This window comes from Isoptericola sp. NPDC019571 (assembly GCF_044389385.1).
GTDB classification, from domain to species: domain Bacteria; phylum Actinomycetota; class Actinomycetes; order Actinomycetales; family Cellulomonadaceae; genus Isoptericola; species Isoptericola nanjingensis.
Genome location: NZ_JBIRXZ010000003.1, coordinates 279534 through 301880 on the forward strand (window position 1 = coordinate 279534; position 22347 = coordinate 301880).

A 22347-nucleotide genomic window follows, 5' to 3' on the forward strand; every position below is an offset into this window, starting at 1 on the left:
CGCGTCACCGGCATTGCGCCGTACCGTGATCCGGTGAGCACACCGTCCGTGCCCGACGCGACGCAGGCGCGGCTGCGCAGCCGCGTCCTGGTGGTCGCGATCCTGGCCTCGTTCGTGTCGTTCCTCGACGGCACGGTCGTGAACGTGGCCCTGCCCGCCATCGGCGACGAGCTCGGCGGCTCGGGGGAGGCGCGGCTCAGCCTGCAGCAGTGGGTGGTGGACGGCTACCTCGTCACGCTCGGTTCGCTCATCCTGCTCGCGGGGTCCCTGTCGGACCTGTACGGGCGGCGCCGGGTGCTCGTCGCGGGGCTGGTGGGGTTCGCCGCGGCGTCGGTGCTGTGCGCGCTCGCGCCGACCGGCCCGGTCCTCGTGGGCGCCCGCCTGCTGCAGGGGGTGGCCGGGGCGCTGCTGGTGCCGAGCTCGCTGGCACTCATCATCTCGACGTTCGAGGGTGAGGCGCAGGGCCGCGCCATCGGACGATGGACGGCCTGGACCGGGACGGCGATGATCGTGGGCCCGTTCGTCGGCGGCGGCCTGGTCGACCTGTTGTCCTGGCGCTGGGTGTTCTGGATCAACCTGCCGGTCGTCGTCGTCACGCTGGTGCTGCTGCGGCCCGTGCCCGAGGTGCACCAGACCACCGGGCGCCGGCTCGACGTGCCGGGCGCCGTGCTCGCCGCGACCGGCCTCGCGGCGGGCGTGTACGGGCTCATCGAGCGGACGTGGGCCGCCGTCGCCGTCGGCGCGGTGCTGCTGGTCGCGTTCGTGGTCTACGAGCGGCGGGCGCGCGACCCGATGATGCCGCCCCGCCTGTTCGCCGCGCGCAACTTCGCGTGGGGCAACGTCGCGACGTTCGCCGTCTACGGGGCGCTCTCGCTCGGCGGGTTCGTGCTCGGCCTGTTCCTGCAGCAGGTGGCGGGCTACTCGGCCACCGCCGCCGGGGTCGCGCAGCTGCCGTCGACCCTCGCGATGCTCGCGCTGTCGACGCGCTTCGGCACCCTCGCCGCCCGGTACGGGGCCCGGTGGTTCATGACGATCGGGCCGGTGGTCGCGGGCGCCGGCTACCTGCTGCTCCTCACGATGGACGCGAGCGCGCACTTCGTCACGCAGGTGCTGCCGGGCCTGCTCGTGTTCGGCCTGGGCCTGTCCATCACGGTCGCTCCGCTGACGGCGGCGATCCTCGGGGCGGCGCCGCCCGCGGACGCCGGCATCGCCTCCGCGGTGAACAACGCCGTCTCGCGCGTGGCCGGGCTGCTGACCGTCGCGTTCGCCGGCGTCATCCTCGGCGGGGTGCTCGACGTCGCGTCGTTCCACCGCGCGCTGCTGGTCACCGCGGGGCTGCTCGTGCTCGGCGGCCTGGTGAGCATGGTCGGCATCCGGGACGTGCGCCGCCCGGCGGCGTCCGGCGCGGCGGACGCCGACGGTCCCGACGTCACAGGGGCAGCTTGAAGCCCTCGTGCGACTGCGCGTAGCCGAGCGACCGGTAGAACCGGTGTGCGTCCGGGCGCTGCTTGTCCGACGTGAGCTGGGCCAGGACGCAGCCGCGCTCGCGGCCACGCTCGTGGGCGTGCGCCATGAGCGCCCGGCCGAGGCCCTGACCACGCAGCGCGGCGTCGACGCGCACCGCCTCGACGAGGAGCCGCGTCGCGCCGTTGCGCGAGATGCCGGGCACGAACGTCAGCTGCATGCAGCCCACCACCGCGCCGTCCAGCTCGGCGACGACCAGCTCGTCGTTCGGGCTGGCGTCGACCGCCTCGAATCCCGCGACGTGCGCGGGGCCGAACATGCCGGTCCGGGCGGCGGCGACGGCGTCGTCGGCGATGAGCTCGACGACGCGCGGCAGGTCGTCGCGGGTCGCGAGGCGGAAGGTGACGGCGGGGGCGGGGGAGTCGGGCACGCCCGGACGCTAGCAGGCGGCGCCAGCCTCGCCCGCCGCCGGGTCACGACCGACGACGGCGCACGCCTCGACGTCGACGGCCTCGACGGTGGGGCGGAGGACGTCGCGCAGCGCTGGTGATCGCGGGTGCCGGCGTCCGGACGGTGAGGTCGCGGCGGGCGCCCGGCGGCGCTCAGCGCACCCGGTCGGCCCCGCCCGCGGCGACGTAGGCGGCCACGACCGACGCGGGCTTGCGCGCGGCCTGGTCCCGGAGGCAGGCGCTGAACGTGTCGCGGAAGTCGAGCCGCGGCCAGCGGGCCTCCAGGTCGGCGCGGAGCGTCGTGTGCCAGTGCTCGAGGCCGCGGCCGCTGACGTCGGCGCCGGTGGACCGGGCGAGCAGGTACCCCTCCGGGCGCTCGTCCGCCGGGACGTCTTCGTCGTCGAGCATGTGGTCGACGACCGCGCGCGCCACCCGGTCGCGACGGTCGACCGACCAGCCCGCGCCCGCGGCGACCGCCCACGCCACGTTCCCGCCCGCGACCTCGAACGGTTCGGCGTGCGCGTCGAAGCCGGCGGTCAGGCCGGTGTCGTGCAGGAGACCCGCGACGGCGAGCACCTCGTCGTCGAGGGGGAGGGCCAGCCGCCGCCCGAGGTCGGCCGCCAGCAGGGTGGAGCGCACGGCGTGGTGCACGAGCGCCGCGGGGGAGGAGCGCACGAGCACGTCGAACGCCGCGCGGACGGGCACGGATGGGGGCAGCCCGTCGGGCAGCGCGTCGGTCATGGCACGGACGGTACCGCGTCGGCGTCCCCGGACGTTCTGCCGCGGGCGGAAGGCGGGGGCGGGCGGCGTCGGGGTGCGCCAGGGTGGGGCCATGAGGCTCCTGGTGCTGGGTGGTTCGGTGTTCCTGTCGAGGGCGGTCGCGGCGGACGCCGCGGCGCGCGGGCACGAGGTGGTGGCCGCGAACCGCGGCCGGTCGGGGACGGTGCCGGAGGGCGTGCGGCATGTGCCGCTGGACCGCGCGGACCCGTTCCGGGAGGACCTCGCGGCGGAGGGGTTCGACGCCGTCGTGGACGTGTCGCGCACCCCGTCGCACGTGCGACGCGCGGTCGCGGCGCTGCCCGACGCGCACTGGGTGTTCGTCTCGACGGTCAACGTGTACGCGGACGACGCCGATCCGGGCGGTCCCGGCGTCGGGCGGCTGCGCGAGCCTCAGCCGGACGACGTCGACGGGGCGGGGGACCCGGTGACCTACGGCGCGATGAAGGTCGCGTGCGAGAACGCCGTCCGCGACGGCGCGGCCACCGCCGTCGTCGTGCGCCCCGGCCTCATCGTGGGCCCGGGCGACCCGAGCGGACGGTTCGCGTACTGGCCGGCGCGCCTGGGTCGGGTGCCGGCTGGCGCCGCCGACGTGCTGTCGCCGGGCGACCCCGCGGACCCCGTGCAGGTGATCGACGTGCGTGACCTCGCAGCCTGGGTGGTGGACCTGGCCGAGCGCCGCGCCGAGGGGACCTTCGACGCCGTCGGGCCGGTGACCGCGGTGGGCGACCTGCTCGCCGCGGTGGCGCGCGGTGTCGGCGCCGCGCCGCGCTGGGTGTGGGCGGACGACGCCGCCCTGGAGGCGGCGGGCGTCCGGCCGTGGTCGGGGGAGCGGTCGCTGCCGCTGTGGCTGCCGCGGCCCGAGTACGCGGGGATGCCCGCGCACGACGCCGCGCCCGCGACTGAGGCCGGCCTGGCGCCGCGACCGGTCGAGGAGACGGCGCGCGACACCCTGGCGTGGCTCCGCGCGACGCCCGACGCGCACGTCACCGGGCTGACCGCGGACGAGGAGGCCGACGTCGTCGCCGACGTCGAGGCCGCCGTGCGCCGGACGGCGCGGAAGGCCTCCGGCGTCTAGTGCGTCACTCTCGGGGGAGAGCGGGCCTCGGCGCCCGGCGCGCGGGCTTACGGTCGAAGGGTCAGCGCCCTTTCCCTCACGAAGGTGACGGGGCGGTCGTTCGTCCCGTCCGGGCCGTCGTCACGCAGACCGCGTCCCTGCCCGTCGGGGCGTGGTGCGAAGGAGTACGGACATGGCGGCAGGCAGCAGTCTCGCGGGTCGGGTGGCGCTCGTGACGGGCGGCGGTTCGGGCATCGGCGAGGCGGTGAGCAAGGAGCTCGCGGCGCACGGCGCCCGGGTCGTGGTGACCGACATCCGGTTGGACGCCGCGCAGCGCGTGGCCGACGAGATCGTCGCCGCCGGCGGCGAGGCCGCGGCGTTCGAGCAGAACACCGCGGTGAAGGAGGACTCCGCCCGGGCCGTCGAGTTCGCGAAGGCCACGTTCGGCGGGCTCAACTACGCCGTGAACAACGCGGGCATCGGCGGCCAGCAGGCGCCGGCGGGGGAGACCGACCTGGACGACTGGGACCGGGTCATCGACATCAACCTCAACGGCGTGCTCTACGGGATGCGGGCGCAGATCCCGGCGATGCTCGAGCGGGGCGCCGGCGAGAGCGCGATCGTCAACATGGCGTCGATCCACGGCACCGTCGCGGCGCTCGGCAACGGCGCCTACACGGCCGCCAAGCACGGCGTCGTCGGCATCACGAAGAACGCCGCCGCCGAGTACGGCCCGCAGGGGCTGCGCATCAACGCGGTCGGCCCGGCGTACATCAAGACGCCGCTGGTCGAGTCGAGCCTTCCCGCCGAGGCCCGCGAGGCGCTCGTCGCCAAGCACCCGCTCGGCCGCCTCGGCGAGCCCGAGGAGGTCGCGCGCGTCGTACGGTTCCTGCTCTCGGACGACGCGTCGTTCGTCACCGGCGCGTACTGGCTGATCGACGGCGGCTACACCGCCGTCTGACCTCACGCCGCGTCGAACAGGCGGTTGCCACCGGTACGGGCCTCGATCCGGTCGCATACCGGTGCAACCGCCTGTTCGGCGTTCGGGTCAGCGGGAGGCGAGGGACGCGGCGAGCTCGTCGACGAGGTCGAAGCCCTCCTGCAGCCCGCCCTCCATGCCGGACTCGATGATCGCGTCGCGGACCTCCTTGCTCGGCGCGCGCGTGACGAGCGTGAGAGTGGTGGCGCCGTCCTCCTCCGTGAAGGTGTAGGTGTTCATGGTCGCCGCGGCGTCGCCGTCGGGCATGCCCTCGAAGACCTCGGTGTGCACCAGGCGCTCCGGCGGGACCACCTCGGTGAACTCGCCGTGGAACGCGACCTCGAAGCCGCCGTCGGCCTCCATCGCGTAGCGGTAGGTGCCGCCGGGGCGCGGGTCGATCTCGATGCTCGTCACGGTGCCCCGCTTGCCGGCCCACCAACGCGCGATCAGCTCGGGCTCGGTGAACACGCGCCAGACGTCGGCCGCGGGGGCGGCGAACCGGCGCACGACCTGGATGTCGGTGTCGTTCGGCAGCGTCAGGACGGCGGTGCCGGTGGTGGTGCTGGTCATGATCGATCTCCTCGGGGCTCCGGGGGCTGGTCCGGGCGGGTGCCCGGCGGGTCGTCCAGGGTGTCGAGCAGCTCGTCGATGAGCTCGAACCGCTCCTCCCACAGCCGCTCGTACCGGCCGACCCATGCGTGGATCTCCTGCAGGGGCCGGGCGTCCGCGCGGTAGAGGCGACGACGGCCGTCGTCGCGGACCTCGACCAGCCCGACCTCCCGCAGCACCTTGAGGTGCTTGGAGACCAGGGGCTGGGCGACGTGGAGCAGCTCGGCGAGCTCGCCGACGCCCCGTTCCTGCTGCGCCAGCGCGTCGAGGATCTCGCGGCGCCGGGGCTCGGCCACCGCGTTGAACGCATCCGTCGTCGTCGCTGCGCGTGCCATGAGCCCAACCTATGCCTATATCGGAATATGTCAAGGGGTCAGGAGGTCGGGTTGCAGCGCGCGGCCATGGTCGCGACCAGCCCGACGTCCGGCCGCCACGGCTCCAGGTTCCACGAGTCCTTGTCCGGCGCGCCGATCGCGTGGCACTCGAGCTGGTCGCGCATCGTCGCGGTGTCGACCTCCGGGTCCGCCGCCACCAGCTCGGCCCAGACCAGGTCCGTGCCGGCCTGCCCGGCCTCGCGCGCCCAGCCCGTCGGCACGACGGCGAGGGACCGGCCGCCCTCGCGGTCGCCCCAGTCCGTGCTCGCCACCGCCGAGGTGCCCAGGGTGGTCGCGGCGCCGCCGGCGTCCTCGTCGTCCGTGCCGCTCGTCGCGCGGACCTCCAGCGAGCCGTCGACCGCCGTCAGGCGAGCGCCCCGCGGGGCGGACAGCCCGCCGATCGCCGTGCCGTCGCTGCGCACCGTGACGCTGCCGTCGACGCGGGTCTCGAACGCGCCGCGCGAGACCAGGGTGATCGTCGGCGGGTCGGCATCGCCGACCGCCGGCCGTTCGAGGGTCACGGTCGCCGTGCCCGCCTGCTCGTCGGGAGTGACGTGCACGCCCGGGTCGTCGGGAGTCGCGCCGGGGACCGACACCTCCAGCGTCACGTCGCCGGCCGTCACCTCGACCCGGAGCGGCTCCTCGGGGGTCGCGGACGGCGCCGCGCTCGTCATCGCGCTCGGCGCCGCGGTCGGCGCGGGCGTCGACGGCGTGCAGGCGGCGAGGGCGAGGAGCGTGACGAGCGCAGGGAGCGCGGGGAGCGCGCGCGACCGGAGGCAGGGCTGCACGGTCCCAGTCTCGGGCACGAGGCCGTCCGCGACATCGGACAGGGGCTGGTCAACGAGGTGAGGTTCGCCTAACCTTACCGACGTGAGCACCCGAACGCTGTCGAAGCCGGTCGACCCGCACGTCCTCGTCGCCGAGGTCGTCACGACGAAGCGACTGAGCCCGCACCTGCAACGGGTCACGCTCGGCATCGGCGACATCGACCGCCTCACGCTCGTGGGCGACGACCAGTGGTTCCGACTCTTCCTGCCGCGCCCCGGCCAGGACGCGCTGAAGCTCCCGACGCGCACGTCGAACCTCGGCTGGTACGCCCAGTACCTCGCGACCCCGCGCGCCCGCCGCCCGCTGGTGCGCAACTACACGATCCGCGCGGCGCGGCCCGAGCTGCACGAGATCGACGTCGACTTCGTGCTGCACGGCCACGACGACGCGGCGACCGCGGGGCCGGACGGCGGCCACGAGCCCCTCGGCCCGGGTGCGGGCTTCGCGCTGTCCGCCCGCCCGGGGGACCGGGTCGGCATCCTCGACCAGGGCACCTACCACCACCGGCAGGCAGCGTGCGACTGGCGGCTGCTCGTCGCCGACGAGAGCGGGCTGCCCGCCGTCGCCGGTATCTGCGAGGCGCTGCCCGACGACGCGCGTGGCGTCGCCGTCGTCGAGGTGCCCACCGCCGACGACCGGCAGGACTTCCGCGTCCCGGACGGCGTGGACCTGCGGTGGGTCGAGCGCGACCGTGCCGCCGCCGACGACCCGGCCCTCGGCGAGGTGCCCGGCCGTGCCGCTCTCGACGTCGTCCGCGGGGCCGACCTGCCGGCGGGCGCCGGGTATGCGCTCGTCGCCGGCGAGCAGGCGCTCGCGGCCGGCGTGCGGCGGCACCTGGTGAACGACCGGCAGTGGCCGAAGGCGGCGGTCGACTTCGTCGGCTACTGGCGGCACGGCAAGGCCTCGCCCAGCTGACCTGCCGGTCGACCCGGCTACTCGACGACGACCACCTCGTGCGGCGAGGTGTTGAGCCGCACGCCGGCATCGGGAGTGTCGGCCAGACCGGGCACCCCGGCGGGGAACGCGACGACGATGTCCTCGATGCGCACGCCGAACTCGCCCGGCAGGTAGATCCCCGGCTCGACGGAGAAGCACATCCCGGCCTCGATCGGGGTGCTCTCGCCCTCCACCATGTACGGCGGCTCGTGCGTCGTCAGGCCGATGCCGTGACCCGTGCGGTGCACGAAGAACTCGCCGAACCCGGCGTCGGCGATGACGGTGCGGGAGGCGCGATCGACGTCCTGGCAGGTCGCGCCGGGACGCACGGCGTCGACGCCCGCCTGCTGCGCCGCGCGCACGACGTCGTGCACCTCCTGCTCGCGCGCGGTGGGCGCGCCGACGTGCACCGTGCGGGTGGTGTCGGAGCCGTAGCCGTCGGCGAGCCCGCCGAAATCCATGACCACCATGTCGCCCTCGCGGATCACCCGGTCGCCGGCCTCGTGGTGCGGGTCGGCGCCGTTCTCGCCCGCGCACACGAGCGTGAAGTCGACCTGCTCGTGCCCGTGGGAGCGCAGCAGGGCGTCCAGGTCGTCGGACACCTCGCGCTCGGCGCGGCCGGCGAACCGGCGGGTGACGATCTCGGCGAACACGGCGTCCGCCCCGGCGCCCGCGGCGGCGAGCCGGGCCACCTCCTCGGGCGACTTGGCGGCGCGCAGCATCGGCAGGGCGTTCGTGATGGCGGCGTACGACGACGCGGGCAGGGCGCGCTGCAGGCCCAGCACGTGCAGCGCCCACGCCGCGTCGCTGATCGCGTACCGGCCGTCCGGGCGCAGGAGCCGGCCGGCGACCTCGTGCTCGTCCTCGCCGTCCGACCAGGTGACCGCCTCGATGCCGCCGACGGCGCCGACCTCGAGGTCGTGGGCCTCGAGCTTCGGCACGACGGCGACGGCGTCGCTCCCGCCGTCGTCGGACGCGGGGATGGCGAGCAGCGTGAGCCGCTCCGTGTCCGCGGCGGGGGTGTAGCCGAGGAAGTAGCGCAGGTCGGGGCCGGGGGTCACCAGCACCCCGGCGAGGCCGGCGGCGGCCGCCTGGGCGGCGGCGCGGCGACGGCGGTCGGCGTACACGGCGGGGGCGAAGGGCGTCATGTGCCCAGGGTGCCGCGTGCGGCCCGGGCCTGCACCACCACGGTGGGGAGGACGGTAGGGAGGACGGGAGGACGCGCGGTGGGAGGCGCCGTCAGACGCGCACCACGATCTTGCCGCGCCCGTGGCCGCTCTCGCTGGCACGGTGGGCGTCGGCGGCGTCGGCGAGATCGAAGACCTGGCCCACCTCCACGGCGACCTTGCCGGCGTCGATCAGCGCGCCGAGGGCCTCCAGGTCGGCGCTGGACGGGCGCACCCACACGTAGTGCCCGCCGTGCTCCGTGCGCGCCGTCGCGTCCGTGATGGACGTGACCGTCCCGCCCGGCGCGAGCAGCGCGGCGCTGGTCGCGACGGCGTCGCCACCCACGTAGTCGAGCGCGACGTCGACGCCCTCCGGGGCGAGGGCGCGGACGCGGTCGGCCAGCCCGTCGCCGTAGGTGACGGGCTCGGCGCCGAGGCCGCGCAGGAAGTCGTGGTTGGCCTCGCTCGCGGTGCCGATCACGCGGGCGCCGAGGCCGCGCGCGATCTGCACGGCGAAGGAGCCGACGCCGCCTGCGGCCGCGTGCACCAGCACGGTCTGGCCCTCCCGCACCCCGGACCGCAGGATGGTCTGGTAGGCCGTGAGCCCCGCGAGCGGCACCGCGGCCGCCTCCTCGAAGCTCAGCGACGCGGGCTTGCGCGCCAGCGTCCGCACGGGCGCGGCGACCAGCTCGGCGAACGTGCCGCCGTGCACCCAGTCCTTGCGGACGTACCCGTACACCTCGTCGCCGACCTCGAGCTCGGGGGTGTCGAGGCCCACCTGCTCCACGACGCCCGCGACGTCCCAGCCGGGGACGACGGGGAACTGCGTGTCGAACAGCCCGTCCAGATAGCCCTGGCGGACCTTCCAGTCGACGGGGTTGACGGACGCGGCGCGCACGCGCACGACGACGACGTCCGCCCCGGGGCGCGGGTCGGGCTGGTCGGTGAGCTCGAGGACGTCGGCGCCGCCGAAGCGTGAGTAGGTGATGGCTCGCATGCCCGGCACAACAGACGACGGGCCGCGAGACTTCCCGCGCCCCGGCCCCGATGTCGCCCGCTCGTCGCTCCCGCCCGCCGCCCGAGGCGTCAGGCCGTGACCCGGAAGCGCTCGCGGTACCGCGCGGGCGTGGTGTCGAGCCGGCGCCGGAACGCGCGGGCCAGGGTGTCGGTCGTGCCGAACCCGCACGCGGTCGCGACGCGCTCCAGGGTGTCGTCCGTGGTCTCCAGCCGCTGGCGCGCCGCCTCGACGCGGATCGACTCGACGTAGGCCGCGGGCGTGGTGCCCAGCTCGCTCTTGAACAGCCGGGTCAGCTGCCGTTCGCTCACGTGCGCGCGCTCGGCGAGCCCGGCGACCGTCAGCGGGGACGCCACGTTCCGCAGGACGTGCTGGCGCAGGTCGTCCACGCGCCGCGTGGTGGCGCGGGGGTCGGTCGCGACGGAGAACTGGCTCTGCCCTCCCGGCCGCTTGAGGTACATCACCAGCTGCCGGGCCACGCGCATCGCGACCTCCTGGCCGAGGTCGTCCGCGACCAGCGCGAGCGTGAGGTCGAGGCATGCCGTGAGGCCCGCGCCCGTCCAGATGCCGCCGTCGCGGACGAAGATCGGGTCCGGGTCGACGTGCACCTCGGGGTGCTCGTCGGCGAGCTGCCCTGCGGTGGACCAGTGCGTGGTGGCGCGCACGCCGTCCAGGAGGCCGGCGTCGGCGAGCACGTGCGCGCCCACGCAGACGGACGCGAGGCGCCGGGTGCGCGGCGCCAGCTCCCGGACGCGCCGTACGACGGCGGGGTCGACGACGGCGCGCACCCGCCGGTCGTCGTCGAGCTCGACCGCTCCGGGCACGACGACGGTGTCGACGGCGCGCCCGGCGAGGTCGTCGAACGTGGCGTCGGGCAGCACCCGGACACCGGCCGACGTGGTCACGGGGTCGAGCGTCTCGGCGGCGAGGACGACGGCGTAGCCCGGCGGCTCGTCGGTCTCCCGCCGCACGAGCGAGAAGACCTCGGCGGGCCCGGTGACGTCGAGCAGGTCGACGCCGTCGAACAGCGTGACCACCACGAGGCGCTCGATCATGGGGATGTCCGAATCTGCGGGTTGCATGTCATTGCCGACACGGTAACCCCGTTCGTAGCGTGGAGGGGCGCCGCCCGGCGGCGACCGACCGACCTCCCGGAGGGACCTTCATGACCAGCACCACGCTCCGCGACCTCAGCGGCCTCGACCCGACCCCGGCCTCGCTCGCCGCGTCGACCGTGATCCTCGTCGACTACCAGACCACGTACACGCGGGGCGCGATGGAGCTGGAGGGCTGGGAGCCCGCGCTCGACGCCGCCGCGGACCTCCTGGCCCGCGCCCGCGCGGCGGGCGCCACGGTGGTCCACGTGCAGCACGACGGCGGCGCGGGATCGCCCTACGACCTGGCCACCGAGCTCGGGCAGATCCACCCGCGCGTCGCCCCGAGGCCCGGGGAGGCGGTGGTCACCAAGACGGCCCCGGACTCCTTCGTCCGCACCGAGCTGGGCGACCTCGTCGCCGCGGCCGGGCACGACGACGTCGTGGTGGTGGGGTTCATGACCCACATGTGCGTGACGTTCACGGCCCAGGGCGCGTTCCTGCGCGGCCTGCGGCCCACCGTGGTCGCCGACGCCTGCGCGACCCGGTCGCTGGCGAGCGCGGCGGGCGAGGCCCCCGCGGCGCAGCTGCACCGCGGGGCCCTCGCGACCGTCGCCGACCTGTACGGGGTGGTCGTGGCCACGGCCGACGACCTCACCGGGCAGGCGGCGGCCGCCTGACGCAGGCGGTCAGACGAGCCCCTCGCCGTCGCGGGCGACCACCCGGCCGCCCGCGACGACGAGCGCCCGGCGCGGCGCGCGCACCACGGCGTCGGGCACGTTCTCGGCGTCGACGAGCACCACGTCGGCCGGGGCGCCGACCACGAGGTCGTGCACCTCGCGGCCGACGAACCGGGCGGCGTCCGAGGACGCGACGCGCGCAGCGGTGACGAGCTCCTCGTCGTACCGCAGGCCCGACAGGCGCGCGAGCTGCGTGGTGAGCGCGAGCAGGTCGCCCGTCCCGTACGGGGACCACAGGTCGCGGATGCCGTCGGTGCCGAGGCCGACCGGGACGCCGGCCTCGCGCAGCGCCAGCAGCGGCAGGGGAGCGGCGCCGATCGGCGCCACCGTCGTCATGGTGATGCCGGCCTCGGCCATCGCCGCGAGGAGGTCGGCCCGGCGCGACCCGGGCAGCTGACCGACCGCGAAGCCGTGCGCGACGTTGACCCTGCCCTGGAGCCCGGCCCGCAGGGTGCGGTCGACCATCAGCTCGACCTGGAACGCGCCCAGCTCCCCGCCGTCGTGCAGGTGCACGTCGATCCCGACGCCGCGCCGCTCCGCGATCTCGAACAGCCCGTCGAGCTGGCCCACCGGGTCGCGGTCGATCGACGCGGGGTCCAGGCCGCCGACGTGCTCGGCGCCCGCGGCGGCCGCCCGGTCCAGCAGCTCCAGGACTCCGGGGCGACGCAGCACGCCGTCCTGCGGGAACGCCACGATCTCCGCGTGGACGGCGCCGCCCAGCGCCGCGACAGCCTCGCGCACCACCTCGATGCCCCGCAGACCCACACCGAGGTCGACGTCCACGTGCGTGCGCACCGCCGTCGTGCCCGTGCGGACCGACTCGCGGAGCACCGCCAGGGTGACGTCGACGCCGGGGATGCCGAGCTCGTCGCGGTGCGCGCGCTCGTGCGCGATGCGCGCCCGGACGCCCGGCTCGCCGCCGTAGCTCACCCACGGCTTGCCCCACCACGACTTGTCGACGTGCGCGTGCGCGTTGACCAGACCGGGCAGCGCGAGCAGGCCGCCCCCGTCGACCGCCCCGTCCGCCTCGCCGGCGGCCGGCGCAGCGGCGTCGTGCGGCACGACGGCGGTGATGACGCCGTCCCTCACGTGCAGGTCGGAGCGCTCGCCGCCCCAGGGCCGCACGTCGCGCAGCACGGTGACGGTGGTGGGGGCGCTGGTCATGGGGCTTCCTCCTCGAAGGGGGCGACCGCCTGCGGCCGTCCGGGGATGGTGAACTCGTCGCTCTGGTCGGAGCCGTCGGGCGCCGCGTCGAGCGGGGCGATGGTATGCCATATTGGCCTCCGGCTGGCTGGCAAGATGTGCGCATGTCCTCCGAGCTCTCGGCCCCCTTCGAGCCCGAGTCCGTGCGGGTGGCGCGCGTCGTCCGCGAGCAGATCGTGGACGGCTCCCGGGAGCCGGGGAGCCGCCTGGTCGAGCGCGACCTGGCCGCCGAGCTGGGCGTGAGCCGCATCCCCGTGCGGGACGCGCTGCGCACGCTCGTCGCGGAAGGGCTCGTCACCCCGCGCCCGCGCACCTGGGCCGTGGTCCGCGAGTTCAGCGACGCCGACGTCGACCACCTGCACGAGGTGCGCGAGGCGACGGATCCCCTGCACTTCCGGCTCGCGGCGACGCGCCGGTCGCCGGAGCAGCTCGAGGCCCTCACCGAGGCGTGGCAGCGGGAGGACGCCGCCGCCCGCGCGGGCGACGGCCCCACGGCCCGGCGCGCCGGCGCCGACTTCCACGAGCGCGTCGTCGAGGCCGCCGGGAACCCGGTGCTCCTCGAGCTGCACCTCGTGATCGCCAGCCGCGTGCGCTGGCTGCTCGGGCAGCACCTCGACCTGCAGGCGATCGCCGACGAGCACCGCGAGCTCCTCGACGCCGTCCGTGACGGGGACGGCGAGGCCGCCGCCCGCCTGGCCGGCGCGCACCTCGGCACGAGCCGGGCCGCGGCCCAGGAGCGCCGGGCCTGACGCAGGCCGTGCCAGGCACGAGGACGCGGGCGAGGTCATGCGCCCACGCTCGCCGCCCCCGCCGCGACGGCGCATCGGCACTCCCGGGGCGCGTCGGCTCATCCGAACGGATGAGGTGCGGATCAACCCCGCCCGGTGAGCGTGCTTGTCGTGCCCGGATCCCTCACCCGCGGCGTGCACCTCGCGTTCGCCGCGCTCGTCGCGACGTCCGCCGCGCGCTACCTCACCAACCACGGCCTCGACGGCCGGTGGTGGCTGGTCGTCGTGCTCGTCGCGGTGGTCGCCGCCGCGTACGCGGCGCTGGTGGTGCTCGCGCGGCAGACCGGACCGACGGCCCGCCGCGTCGCGGTCGACCTGGTGCTTGGCGTCCTGCTCCTGGCGTGGGGCGCCCTCGTGCTGGTGGCGCCGAGCTTCGCCTGGTCGGCGATCCCGCTGTTCTTCGTCTGCCGCACGCTGGTGCCCGTGCCCGCCGCGCACGTCCTGGTGGGCGCCGTCGCCGTGGTGACGGGCGTCGCGCTCTTCGGCCTGTCCGGGCGCAGCGACTGGGCGGCCGCCGTCGCGCCGCTCGTGGTGGCGGTGCTGCTCAGCCTCGCGTACGACGCGATCGTGCGGCAGGCGGGGGAGCGGGTCCGCTTGCAGCGCGAGGTCGCCGTCCTGGCCGAGCGCGAGCGCGTGGCGCGCGAGATCCACGACACCGTGGCCCAGTCCCTGTCCTCCGCGGTGCTGCGGCTCGAGGCCGCCGACCAGCGCTGGGACGCCGACCCCGGCGCCGCGCGCGACGACGCCCGGCAGGCCGCCGTCGCCGTGCGCGCCAGCCTGGGGCAGACGCGCGACCTCGTGCACGACCTCGTGGACCCGCCCCCGGCGGCGGGCGGCGTGGCCCCGGCGGACGTCGCGGCCGCGATCCGGACGGCGGCGCGCCGCCACGTCCCGGACGCCGAGCTCACCGTGGTGGGCGAGCCCGTGCGGGTCGGCGCCGAGACGGCGCACGCCCTCGCGCGCATCGCCCAGAGCGCCGTGGCGAACGTGGACCGGCACGCCGGCCCCGCGCGGCTCGGCCTCACCCTCACGTACCTTCCCGACGCCGTCGCGCTCGACGTGTTCGACGACGGCCGCGGCTTCGACGTCGCACAGGTCGTGGCGCGGACCGCCGGCGCGGGGGCTCCCGGACGGCAGGGCGGGTTCGGGCTCCGCGCCATGCGGCAGCGGGTGGAGCAGCTCGGTGGCACGATCACGGTGGAGAGCTCGCCGGGCGAGGGGACCGTCGTCGGGGTGCGGCTGCCCGTCCTCGCCGGCGCCGGGACGGCCTGGCCGAAGGACCAGGAGGACGCATGAGCGACCCGATCACCGTGCTGCTCGTGGACGACCACCACGTGGTGCGCGCCGGGCTGCGCGCGCTGCTCGACTCGCAGCCGGACATCAGCGTGGTCGGGGAGGCGGGCACCGCCGACGAGGCACTCGACGCCGCAGGGCGCCTCGCGCCCGCGCTCGTCGTCATGGACCTCGAGCTGGGCGCGGGGGAGGACGGCGTCGCCGCCACCCGCCGCATCCGGGCCGCCCACCCCGACCTGCCCGTCCTCGTGTTCAGCGCCTACGACACCGACGCCGACGTGGTGCGCGTCGTCGACGCGGGCGCCATCGGCTACGTCCTCAAGGACGCCCCGCCGGCCGAGATCTTCTCCGCCGTGCGCGGCGCCGTCGTCGGGCGCAGCGTGCTGTCCCCGCCGGTCGCGTCCCGGCTCATGCAGCAGGCGCAGAACGCCGGCAGCGCGCTCACCCCGCGGGAGGCGGAGCTGCTCACGCTGCTCGCGCAGGGGCTGAGCAACCGGGAGCTCGGGCGCCGGCTGTTCATCTCCGAGGCGACCGTGAAGACCCACCTCGCGCACGTGTACGCCAAGCTCGGCGTCGAGTCGCGGGCGGCCGCCGTCGCGCACGCGCTGCGCGGGCAGACGGTGCGCTGACGGCTCAGCTCTCGACGCCGACGTCGTCCGGGCGCTTGTCGTCGCGCCACCCGCGCCACACCGAGTGCCGCAGCCGCGGTCCCTCGTCCTCGGCGCCGCCGTCGTCCGCCGCCCCCAGGTCGGCGGGGTCGCTCGTCCAGTCGCCGTAGGTCACCTCGGCCACGCGCTCGGGCGCGGCCCACCGAGCGTGCACCGCCTCCGTTCGCGGGACGCCGTCGAGGGGCGCGTCGTCCACGGGTCGCAGGCGCCGCACGACCTCCCGCCGCTCCGCCTCCTTGAAGCCGGTGCCGACCTTGCCGACGTAGCGCAGCACGCCGCCGTCGTCGGGCACCGCCAGCAGCAGCGACCCGGCCACGCGGGCGTCCTCGCGCCCGGTGCCCGCGTGCAGGGGACGCCAGCCCACGACCACCACCTCCTGGGTGCGCGCGTGCTTGATCTTGAGCCAGTCGCGCGAGCGGCGGCCCGGCGTGTACGACGAGCGGCGCCGCTTGGCCACGACCCCCTCGAGCCGCATGAGCCGGCTGGTCTCCAGCGCCTCGTCGAGCGTGCCCTCCAGGGCGTCCGGCACGTGCACCGGCCGGCGCGGCGTCACGACCCGCGCCAGCTCCGCCCGGCGCTCGGTGTACGGCCGGTCGGTCACGGCGCGCCCGCCGACGACGAGCGCGTCGAACAGCACCAGGTCGACCCCGACCCCGCGGCGCGCCTTCTCGACGTCGCGCGGCCGGGTGAGGTTGGCCCGCTGCTGCAGGCGGCGGAACGACGGGCGCCCGTCCGCGTCGAGGGCGACGATCTCGCCGTCCAGGGCCAGCGGCAGGTCGTCCTCCGGCACCATCGCCGCGAGCTCCTGCAGCTCCGGGAACGTCACCGTGAGGTCCTGGCCGGAGCGCGACGTGAGCCGCACCGCGCGCTCGTCGTCGTCCGCGCCGGGCAGCACCTCCACGACGGCGCGGAAGCCGTCCCACTTCACCTCGAACGCCCAGTCGTCCGGGTCGAGCCGGGCGAGCTCGGCCGGCGGCGCCGTCGTCGCGAGCATCGGCCGAGGCGCCTCGGCCGGCGCGGCGTCGTCGGCCACGCGCCGCGGGGCCGGGCTCGGGCGGCCGCCGTCCTCGTCGCCCGCGGCGTCGTCCCGCGGCCCGTTCCCGGCGTCGCCGTCGTCGCCCGGCTGGGCCTTGGTGCGGTGGATCAGCCACGAGTTCTGGTCGTCCCCGCCGCGCCCGCCGGTGCGGATGAGGGCGAGCCTGCGGGAGCCGCGCCGCTCGCTGTGCAGGACGGCGATCACCTCGTCCTCGCGCCACTTCTCCAGGTCGTACGTACCGGAGTCCCAGATCGTCACCTCGCCGCCGCCGTACTCGCCGGCCGGGATGGTGCCCTCGAACGACCCGTACTCGAGCGGGTGGTCCTCGGTCTGCACGGCCAGGTGGTTCTGCTTCGGGTCGGTCGGCTCGCCCCTCGGCAGCGCCCAGCTCACGAGGACGCCCTCGTGCTCCAGGCGGAAGTCCCAGTGCAGGCGGCGCGCGTGGTGCTCCTGGATGACGAAGGTCGGCGCGCCGCCGCTCTCGGACGCCTCCTCGGGGCCGAACGGCTCGGGGGTCTTCCCGGGGTCGCGCTTGGCGCGGTACGTCTCGAGCTTCTCGGCCGGGGTGCGCTCGAAGGTCGCCATGCGCTCCGGGGTGGGCTCGAGCTGCGCCAGGTGCCCGGCGGCCAGGGGCTCGAGGAGGTCGCCGTCCCGTTCCAGCCGCTCGACCACCTCGGTGAACGTGAGGTGCCGCAGGCCGGGGTCGTCGAGCTCGTCCCAGGTGCGCGGGGCGGCGACGGTGGGCTCGTCGCGGCCCCGCAGGGAGTACGGCGCGATGGTGGTCTTGGCGCCGTTGTTCTGCGACCAGTCGACGAGCACCTTGCCCGCGCGCAACGACTTCTTCATGTCGCTGACCACGAGGTCGGGGTGCTCCGACTCCAGGTGGCGGGCGAGCTCGTGCGCCACCGCCGAGACGGCGTCGGCGGTGAGCGACTCGTCGTGCCCGGTGAGTGCCGCGTACAGGTGGAGGCCCTTGGAGCCGCTGGTCACGGGCAGCGGGTCGAGGTCCATGCCGCGCAGGATGTCGCGCGCCAGCCGTGCCACCTCGGCGCACTCGGCGAGGCCCGCGCCCGGCCCGGGGTCGAGGTCCAGCACCAGCCGGTCCGGCGGCATCGGCGTGCCCGTGCGGCCGAACCGCCACTGGGGCACGTGGATCTCGAGGGTCGCGGTCTGCCCCAGCCACGTCAGCGTGGCCAGGTCGTTGACCAGCACGTAGTCGTTGGTCGACGTCCGGTGCCGGATGGAGCGCCGCGGCACCCACGAAGGCGTGGACGCGTCCAGGTTCTTCTGGAAGAACATCTGCCCGGCGACGCCGTCCGGCCAGCGCTTGCGCGTCGCCGGGCGGTAGGACGCGTGCCGCAGCAGCGCCGGTGCCACCCGCGCGAGGTACTGCAGCACCTCGCCCTTCGTCGTCCCCGTGGCCGGGTAGTACACCTTGTCCAGGTTGGTCAGCTGCAGGCGTCGGTCGTCGACCGTGACGGTCTGCGGCTTGCTCGACGGCGCGCGTGCCATGGCCACATCGTCGCGCGAGGGCCGGATGTGCGCGCCCTGGGCCGCTTCGATACTGGCTGCGCGGCTGCACGTCGTCTTCCCGGACGGAATCACCACGTGGCATTCCGCCGTGTGCCACGCTGTGAGCGTGGCTGACGAGCAGAAGGACGAGGGAGCGATCGCGGCTCCGGTGGCTGAGGTCCTCGGAGGGCTGAGGATTCCTGCCCTGCCTGCTGGAACGACTCCGCGCGGCTTGCTTGCCTTGGTGAAGCTCGACGAACCGGACGGTGGCGTGGGGTGGTCCGTGCGCGTCACCGCCGACCTGGACGACGAGGAGGTGCTCGGCGTTCTCGTGGGCTATGTCGAGCACCTGAAGCGCGTTGCGGCGGACTCGTGGGACGACTCGGATCCCACCCGCGCGGACTGACTCGCTGGACGAGCTCGGCGCGATGGTGCGGCTTCCTCAGTCATTGCGGCTTGTTCACAGCGCTGACGAGCTGCACGACCTCTGCCTGGTCGCTGGGAGCTGGTCGATCCAGGTGCGGTAGTGGTCGCCGAACGGTTCGACGCCGTCGCGCAGGGCGACGGTCAACCACGCGCCCGCAGCCTCCGCCCACTCGACCACGTCGGCCGGGTAGCAATACCGCACCTGGTGGACGGCGAGCTCGTCCTCGTCGTCCACGAAGACGGACATATCCTCCCGGACGCGGCAGACGTCGAGGTCCAGATCGACCATGGTCACCTCGCTCGAGCCGCTCTCCGTGGAGGGGGTGGCGACGTCGCAGTAGGCGTCCAGGTGTGCCGGGGCTGCCTGGAACTCGGCCGTCCACCACGCATCTCGGGGGTGAGCATCACCCGGTCGTCCCCGACCGCCACGACGGCGGTCTCGTGCCCGGGCTCGCCCCTGCGGTGGACGGTTCCTGCCGGCGCACCGAGCCACACGCCGAGGCTATCGGGACCACGGTCGTTCCTGTCAGGCCGCCCGGCGATTCCGCAGCAGCTTGACCTGGTGCCCCTCCGGGTCGAGCACCCACGCGTACCGCAGCCGCCCGTCCGGGCCGTCCGTCGGCGCGCGCAGCGAGCGCCCGCCGGCGGCGACGGCGCGCGCGTGCAGGGCGTCGACGTCCGTGACCCACAGCGCGACCTCCGCGGAGCGGGCCTGCGGCGGCACCACGCCCAGGTCGGCGATCTCGTTCGCGACGTCGACGGCGTCGAAGCCGACGCGCACCCCCGCGCCCTCGACCTCGATCTTCGACGGCGTCCCCGTGGACGGGTACCGGAACGCCCGGCGCAGGCCGAGCTCCTCGAAGAAGAGCGCGCACCTCTCGACGTCCGCGCAGAACAGGTTGACCTGGACTCCCGTGATCTCGCCGACCGCGTCGTCGGCCCTCGTGCCATCCATGCAGCGACCGTAGGACCGAGGACCGACAGCGCGCGTGGCAGGGTGTCCGCGTGACCGACGCGTACCTCTCCTCCCTGTTCTCCCTCGACGACCGGGTCGCCCTGGTGACCGGCGGCAGCTCCGGCATCGGGCGCGCGATCGCGGGCGCGCTCGCCCGTGCCGGAGCGCGGGTCGTTGTCGTGGCCCGGCGGGAGGCCGAGCTGGACGACACGGTCGCCGAGCTGCGCGCGGACGGCTGCACCGCCGACCGCGTCAGCGCGGACCTGAGCACCCGGGACGGCGTGCGCGCCGCGGCCGAGGACGCTGCCGCCGTCTACGGCGAACCCGACGTCGTGGTCAGCTCCGCCGGGATCAACCTGCGGCCGCCGCTGGGCGAGACCGCCGACGCGACCTGGGACACCACGATGGCGGTCAACCTCGAGGCACCGTACCTGCTGGGGCAGCGGTTCGGGCCCGGCATGGCGGACCGCGGCTTCGGCCGCCTGATCCACGTCTCCTCCCAGCAGGCACACCGCGCGTTCGTGCAGTCCGGCGTCTACGGGGTGTCCAAGGGCGGCCTGGAGTCGCTCGCGCGCTCGCAGGCGGAGGCCTGGTCGTCTCACGGCGTCACCGCGAACACCCTGGTGCCCGGCTTCGTCCTCACGCCGCTGAACGCCCGGCTGCAGTCCGACCCGGCGCGGGTCGAGGCGCTCGCGGCCCGCACGATGGTCGGCCGCAACGGGCTGCCCGACGACTTCGCCGGGGCCGCCGTCTTCCTCGCCGGCCCGGCGTCCGCCTATGTGACGGGTCAGTCACTGTTCGTGGACGGCGGATTCTCCGTGCACTAACCCCATGGGGGTATGGTGCTGCGCATGACCGACGACACCACGACCGACCTCCGCCGCCCCGCGACCCTCACGATGTACGGGGCCACGTGGTGCGGCGACTGCCGCCGCGCAAAGCGCGTGCTCGACACCCGCGGCGTCGAGTACGTGAACGTGGACCTCGTCGCCGACCCCCTGCGCGCCGACGACGCCGAGGCGATCAGCGGCCGCAAGAACATCCCCGTGGTCGTCTTCCCCGACGGCGAGTTCTTCGTCGAGCCCACCGACGCCGAGCTCACGGCGAAGCTGGACGCCGTCGGCCTCTGACAGGCTCGACCCGCCTTACTCCCAGCGGAACCACACGGCTGCGGCACCCCCCGCCGCGACCATGCTCACGCCGAGGCCGACGAGCGCGGACGCGGGCACGCCGGCGCCGGCCCACGCCGCGCTCAGTCCGTCCACGGCAGCCCCGAAGGGGAGCCAGCCGCCGAGCGTCGTGAGCACGTCGGGCAGGTTCTGGCGCGGCCCGAACATGCCGCCGAGCGCCGCGAGACCGAAGAACGCGACGAGGCCGATCGCCACCGCGGAACCCGGCGTCGGCGCGACGGCCGCCACGAGCATCCCGACCGCGTACATCGCGGCGATCGTCAGCGCCAGGACGCCCGCCGCCACCCACGGGTCGGCCGGCGGCGACGCCCCCAGCCACACGAACGCGACGGCGAGCGCGATGGCGATGCCCAGCAGGATCTGCGCCACCCCGACGAGCGCCTGCGCACCGAGCACCATCGCCGGGGAGGCGGGGGTGACGCCGAGCCGCTTGAGGATCCCGCTGCGGCGGTAGTAGGCAAGGAAGCTCGGCATGTTGATCACCCCGACGGTCGCGACGACCATCGTCACCGTCAGCGGGATCACGTAGACGTCCAGCGCGGTGCGCCCACCCGTCCCGGGGACGACCTGGTCCAGGCCCGGCATCAGCCCGTTCATCACGAGGATGAGCAGCGGCATGCCGAGCGGGATCACGAGCCCGGCGGTGTCGCGGGCCACCATCCGCGCCTCGGCGACCGTGAGCGCGCGCCACGCCCCCGCGCCCGGCCGCACAGCGCGTGGCGGGGGGCCCGGCTCGGGCAGCTCCAGCACCTGGGGGGTCGAGGGGCGGCGGGCGGTGGTCATGATGCCTCCAGGGGGCTTCCGGTGAGGGCGAGGAACGCGTCGTCGAGGGTGTGGCGGCGTAGCTGCGTCTCGGTCGCGACGACGCCCGCGGCGGCGAGCGCAGCGCCCACCGCGTGCAGCAGGTCGCCGCGCGCCGGGTCGTCGTCTGCCCCGGCGGCCGCAGCGCCGGTGACGGTGAGCCGCGGGCCGGAGGTGTCGACGTGCTCGACGGCGGGCAGCCGGGCCAGGAGGTCGGCGGCGCCGGCGTGGTCGGTGCGCAGGGTGACGGCGGGCCGCAGGCCGGCCCGGTCGATCAGTTCGGGCACGGTGCCGCGCGCGACGACGCGGCCGGCGTCGAGGATCGTCACGTGGTCGCACAGCCGCTCCACCTCCTCCATGAGGTGGCTGACGAGCAGCACCGTGACGCCGTCGGCCCGCAGGTCCTCGACCAGCGACCACATGCTGCGCCGCGCCTCGGGGTCGAGGCCGGTGGTGAGCTCGTCCAGGACGACGGCCCGCGGCGCGCCCACGAGGGCCAGCGCTACCGAGACCCGCTGCTGCTGCCCGCCCGACAGCTTCTCGAAGCGCACGTCGCGCGAGGCGCCCAGGCCGACGCGCTCGACGAGCAGGTCGGGGTCCAGGCCGCGCGGGTAGAAGGACCGGTACAGGCGCACGAGCTCGCGCACGGTCAGCGCGCCCTGGAGGTACGCCCCCTGGAGCTGGACGCCGAGGACGGCGCGCACCCGCCCCCGGTCGGCCCGCGGGTCGAGGCCGAGCACCCGTACCCGCCCGGAGTCCGGGGCCCGGGCGCCGGCCAGGAGCTCCACGGTGGTGGACTTGCCGGCGCCGTTGCGGCCGAGCACGCCGGCCACCTCGCCCGGTCCCACGGACAGGCTCACGCCGTCGAGGGCCACCACCGGCGGGCGGCCGCGACCCCGGGTGCGGTAGGTCTTGCGCAGGTGCTGCGCCACGAGTGCGGTCATGGCGGCGACGCTACGGACGCGGCCCGCGCCGTCGCGCGTGCCG

General features: G+C 75.5%; 25 protein-coding genes. 11 read left to right on the forward strand and 14 right to left on the reverse strand.

Annotation, left to right across the window (positions count from 1 at the left end):
- Positions 1–33 precede the first annotated feature (33 nt).
- A complete protein-coding gene (locus ACH443_RS07060) occupies positions 34–1446 on the forward strand; it encodes an MFS transporter (RefSeq protein WP_430589885.1) in 1413 nt (470 codons plus the stop codon).
- Here the strand turns inward: ACH443_RS07060 and ACH443_RS07065 are convergent.
- Together ACH443_RS07065 and ACH443_RS07070 are read right to left on the reverse strand one after the other, a co-directional pair.
- Positions 1430–1894, reverse strand: a complete 465-nt coding sequence (locus ACH443_RS07065; RefSeq protein WP_430557431.1) for a GNAT family N-acetyltransferase — start codon at positions 1892–1894, stop codon at positions 1430–1432. The two genes, ACH443_RS07060 and ACH443_RS07065, sit on opposite strands and share 17 nt — an antisense overlap.
- Before the next feature lie 172 nt (positions 1895–2066).
- Positions 2067–2654: an HD domain-containing protein gene (locus tag ACH443_RS07070; protein ID WP_430589886.1), complete on the reverse strand. Its 588-nt coding sequence runs from the start codon at positions 2652–2654 to the stop codon at positions 2067–2069.
- Between the two features lie 91 nt (positions 2655–2745).
- On the opposite strand from ACH443_RS07070, the gene ACH443_RS07075 reads away from it, so the two are divergent.
- Both ACH443_RS07075 and ACH443_RS07080 read left to right on the forward strand, forming a co-directional pair.
- Positions 2746–3768, forward strand: coding sequence for an epimerase (locus tag ACH443_RS07075; protein WP_430589887.1), 1023 nt, complete (start codon positions 2746–2748; stop codon positions 3766–3768).
- 172 nt (positions 3769–3940) lie between these two features.
- Positions 3941–4708, forward strand: a complete 768-nt coding sequence (locus ACH443_RS07080; protein WP_429764067.1) for an SDR family NAD(P)-dependent oxidoreductase — start codon at positions 3941–3943, stop codon at positions 4706–4708.
- 87 nt (positions 4709–4795) lie between these two features.
- On the opposite strand, the gene ACH443_RS07085 is transcribed toward ACH443_RS07080, so the two are convergent.
- From ACH443_RS07085 to ACH443_RS07095, 3 genes are read right to left on the reverse strand one after another with little or no spacing between them, the layout of a single operon-like run.
- Positions 4796–5296, reverse strand: a complete 501-nt coding sequence (locus tag ACH443_RS07085; protein WP_430589888.1) for an SRPBCC family protein — start codon at positions 5294–5296, stop codon at positions 4796–4798.
- The gene (locus ACH443_RS07090) at positions 5293–5670 is read right to left on the reverse strand and encodes an ArsR/SmtB family transcription factor (RefSeq protein WP_430589889.1); all 378 of its coding nucleotides are present in this window, start codon (positions 5668–5670) and stop codon (positions 5293–5295) included. The genes ACH443_RS07085 and ACH443_RS07090 overlap by 4 nt, the downstream gene beginning before the upstream one ends.
- 38 nt (positions 5671–5708) lie before the next feature.
- The gene (locus ACH443_RS07095; RefSeq protein WP_430589890.1) at positions 5709–6497 is read right to left on the reverse strand and encodes a DUF2599 domain-containing protein; all 789 of its coding nucleotides are present in this window, start codon (positions 6495–6497) and stop codon (positions 5709–5711) included.
- A gap of 82 nt (positions 6498–6579) precedes the next feature.
- Between ACH443_RS07095 and ACH443_RS07100 the strand changes: the two genes are divergently transcribed.
- The gene (locus ACH443_RS07100) at positions 6580–7452 is read left to right on the forward strand and encodes a siderophore-interacting protein (RefSeq protein ID WP_430589891.1); all 873 of its coding nucleotides are present in this window, start codon (positions 6580–6582) and stop codon (positions 7450–7452) included.
- Between the two features lie 17 nt (positions 7453–7469).
- Here ACH443_RS07100 and ACH443_RS07105 read toward each other — a convergent pair whose 3' ends face one another.
- The 3 genes from ACH443_RS07105 to ACH443_RS07115 all read right to left on the reverse strand — a co-directional run bounded on the left by ACH443_RS07105 (position 7470) and on the right by ACH443_RS07115 (position 10736).
- On the reverse strand, positions 7470–8621 hold the full coding sequence (locus tag ACH443_RS07105; RefSeq protein ID WP_430589892.1) for a M24 family metallopeptidase: 1152 nt from the start codon (positions 8619–8621) through the stop codon (positions 7470–7472).
- Between the two features lie 91 nt (positions 8622–8712).
- Positions 8713–9636: an NADP-dependent oxidoreductase gene (locus tag ACH443_RS07110; RefSeq protein ID WP_430589893.1), complete on the reverse strand. Its 924-nt coding sequence runs from the start codon at positions 9634–9636 to the stop codon at positions 8713–8715.
- A gap of 89 nt (positions 9637–9725) precedes the next feature.
- Entirely contained in the window at positions 9726–10736 is a 1011-nt protein-coding gene (locus ACH443_RS07115) for a GlxA family transcriptional regulator (RefSeq protein WP_430589894.1), read from the reverse strand.
- Between the two features lie 83 nt (positions 10737–10819).
- On the opposite strand from ACH443_RS07115, the gene ACH443_RS07120 reads away from it, so the two are divergent.
- Positions 10820–11428 carry an isochorismatase family protein gene (locus tag ACH443_RS07120; protein ID WP_429764075.1) on the forward strand — a complete coding sequence of 203 codons (609 nt, stop codon included), beginning with the start codon at positions 10820–10822 and terminating at the stop codon, positions 11426–11428.
- Between the two features lie 9 nt (positions 11429–11437).
- Here the strand turns inward: ACH443_RS07120 and ACH443_RS07125 are convergent, their stop codons facing one another.
- Positions 11438–12652, reverse strand: a complete 1215-nt coding sequence (locus tag ACH443_RS07125) for an amidohydrolase (RefSeq protein ID WP_430589895.1) — start codon at positions 12650–12652, stop codon at positions 11438–11440.
- Between the two features lie 143 nt (positions 12653–12795).
- On the opposite strand from ACH443_RS07125, the gene ACH443_RS07130 reads away from it, so the two are divergent.
- The 3 genes from ACH443_RS07130 (at position 12796) to ACH443_RS07140 (ending at position 15401) form a co-directional block, all read left to right on the forward strand.
- A complete protein-coding gene (locus ACH443_RS07130; protein ID WP_429764077.1) occupies positions 12796–13440 on the forward strand; it encodes a GntR family transcriptional regulator in 645 nt (214 codons plus the stop codon).
- Between the two features lie 150 nt (positions 13441–13590).
- Positions 13591–14775: a sensor histidine kinase gene (locus ACH443_RS07135; protein ID WP_430589896.1), complete on the forward strand. Its 1185-nt coding sequence runs from the start codon at positions 13591–13593 to the stop codon at positions 14773–14775.
- The gene (locus ACH443_RS07140) at positions 14772–15401 is read left to right on the forward strand and encodes a response regulator (RefSeq protein ID WP_430589897.1); all 630 of its coding nucleotides are present in this window, start codon (positions 14772–14774) and stop codon (positions 15399–15401) included. Before ACH443_RS07135 ends, ACH443_RS07140 begins: the two co-directional genes overlap by 4 nt.
- A 4-nt stretch (positions 15402–15405) precedes the next feature.
- On the opposite strand, the gene ACH443_RS07145 is transcribed toward ACH443_RS07140, so the two are convergent.
- The gene (locus ACH443_RS07145) at positions 15406–17988 is read right to left on the reverse strand and encodes an ATP-dependent DNA ligase (RefSeq protein WP_430589898.1); all 2583 of its coding nucleotides are present in this window, start codon (positions 17986–17988) and stop codon (positions 15406–15408) included.
- Between the two features lie 127 nt (positions 17989–18115).
- Between ACH443_RS07145 and ACH443_RS07150 the strand changes: the two genes are divergently transcribed.
- Positions 18116–18394, forward strand: coding sequence for a hypothetical protein (locus ACH443_RS07150; RefSeq protein WP_430589899.1), 279 nt, complete (start codon positions 18116–18118; stop codon positions 18392–18394).
- 54 nt (positions 18395–18448) lie between these two features.
- On the opposite strand, the gene ACH443_RS07155 is transcribed toward ACH443_RS07150, so the two are convergent.
- Both ACH443_RS07155 and ACH443_RS07160 read right to left on the reverse strand, forming a co-directional pair.
- Positions 18449–18907 (reverse strand): DUF402 domain-containing protein, encoded by a 459-nt coding sequence (locus tag ACH443_RS07155; protein WP_430589900.1) that lies wholly within the window; start codon positions 18905–18907, stop codon positions 18449–18451.
- 33 nt (positions 18908–18940) lie between these two features.
- Positions 18941–19369 (reverse strand): VOC family protein, encoded by a 429-nt coding sequence (locus ACH443_RS07160; protein ID WP_430589901.1) that lies wholly within the window; start codon positions 19367–19369, stop codon positions 18941–18943.
- A 50-nt stretch (positions 19370–19419) separates the two neighbouring features.
- Here ACH443_RS07160 and ACH443_RS07165 point away from each other — a divergent pair, with 50 nt between their 5' ends.
- The gene (locus ACH443_RS07165) at positions 19420–20196 is read left to right on the forward strand and encodes an SDR family NAD(P)-dependent oxidoreductase (protein ID WP_430589902.1); all 777 of its coding nucleotides are present in this window, start codon (positions 19420–19422) and stop codon (positions 20194–20196) included.
- A gap of 24 nt (positions 20197–20220) precedes the next feature.
- Positions 20221–20499 (forward strand): glutaredoxin family protein, encoded by a 279-nt coding sequence (locus ACH443_RS07170; RefSeq protein ID WP_429764083.1) that lies wholly within the window; start codon positions 20221–20223, stop codon positions 20497–20499.
- A 15-nt stretch (positions 20500–20514) separates the two neighbouring features.
- On the opposite strand, the gene ACH443_RS07175 is transcribed toward ACH443_RS07170, so the two are convergent.
- Together ACH443_RS07175 and ACH443_RS07180 are read right to left on the reverse strand one after the other, a co-directional pair.
- Positions 20515–21342: an ABC transporter permease gene (locus ACH443_RS07175; protein ID WP_430589903.1), complete on the reverse strand. Its 828-nt coding sequence runs from the start codon at positions 21340–21342 to the stop codon at positions 20515–20517.
- Positions 21339–22304 (reverse strand): ABC transporter ATP-binding protein, encoded by a 966-nt coding sequence (locus ACH443_RS07180; RefSeq protein ID WP_430589904.1) that lies wholly within the window; start codon positions 22302–22304, stop codon positions 21339–21341. The genes ACH443_RS07175 and ACH443_RS07180 overlap by 4 nt, the downstream gene beginning before the upstream one ends.
- Positions 22305–22347: the final 43 nt, after the last annotated feature.

Excerpts from the sequence above, each read along its gene's own strand:
- ACH443_RS07140 (WP_430589897.1), top strand. The coding sequence starts at position 14,772 with ATGAGCGACCCGATCACCGTGCTGCTCGTGGACGACCACCACGTGGTG.
- ACH443_RS07130 (WP_429764077.1), top strand. The coding sequence starts at position 12,796 with ATGTCCTCCGAGCTCTCGGCCCCCTTCGAGCCCGAGTCCGTGCGGGTG.
- ACH443_RS07090 (WP_430589889.1), bottom strand. The coding sequence starts at position 5,670 with ATGGCACGCGCAGCGACGACGACGGATGCGTTCAACGCGGTGGCCGAG.
- ACH443_RS07175 (WP_430589903.1), bottom strand. The coding sequence starts at position 21,342 with ATGACCACCGCCCGCCGCCCCTCGACCCCCCAGGTGCTGGAGCTGCCC.
- ACH443_RS07075 (WP_430589887.1), top strand. The coding sequence starts at position 2,746 with ATGAGGCTCCTGGTGCTGGGTGGTTCGGTGTTCCTGTCGAGGGCGGTC.
- ACH443_RS07125 (WP_430589895.1), bottom strand. The coding sequence starts at position 12,652 with ATGACCAGCGCCCCCACCACCGTCACCGTGCTGCGCGACGTGCGGCCC.
- ACH443_RS07180 (WP_430589904.1), bottom strand. The coding sequence starts at position 22,304 with ATGACCGCACTCGTGGCGCAGCACCTGCGCAAGACCTACCGCACCCGG.
- ACH443_RS07105 (WP_430589892.1), bottom strand. The coding sequence starts at position 8,621 with ATGACGCCCTTCGCCCCCGCCGTGTACGCCGACCGCCGTCGCCGCGCC.
- ACH443_RS07110 (WP_430589893.1), bottom strand. The coding sequence starts at position 9,636 with ATGCGAGCCATCACCTACTCACGCTTCGGCGGCGCCGACGTCCTCGAG.
- ACH443_RS07145 (WP_430589898.1), bottom strand. The coding sequence starts at position 17,988 with ATGGCACGCGCGCCGTCGAGCAAGCCGCAGACCGTCACGGTCGACGAC.
- ACH443_RS07085 (WP_430589888.1), bottom strand. The coding sequence starts at position 5,296 with ATGACCAGCACCACCACCGGCACCGCCGTCCTGACGCTGCCGAACGAC.
- ACH443_RS07080 (WP_429764067.1), top strand. The coding sequence starts at position 3,941 with ATGGCGGCAGGCAGCAGTCTCGCGGGTCGGGTGGCGCTCGTGACGGGC.
- ACH443_RS07115 (WP_430589894.1), bottom strand. The coding sequence starts at position 10,736 with ATGCAACCCGCAGATTCGGACATCCCCATGATCGAGCGCCTCGTGGTG.
- ACH443_RS07160 (WP_430589901.1), bottom strand. The coding sequence starts at position 19,369 with ATGGATGGCACGAGGGCCGACGACGCGGTCGGCGAGATCACGGGAGTC.
- ACH443_RS07070 (WP_430589886.1), bottom strand. The coding sequence starts at position 2,654 with ATGACCGACGCGCTGCCCGACGGGCTGCCCCCATCCGTGCCCGTCCGC.
- ACH443_RS07170 (WP_429764083.1), top strand. The coding sequence starts at position 20,221 with ATGACCGACGACACCACGACCGACCTCCGCCGCCCCGCGACCCTCACG.
- ACH443_RS07120 (WP_429764075.1), top strand. The coding sequence starts at position 10,820 with ATGACCAGCACCACGCTCCGCGACCTCAGCGGCCTCGACCCGACCCCG.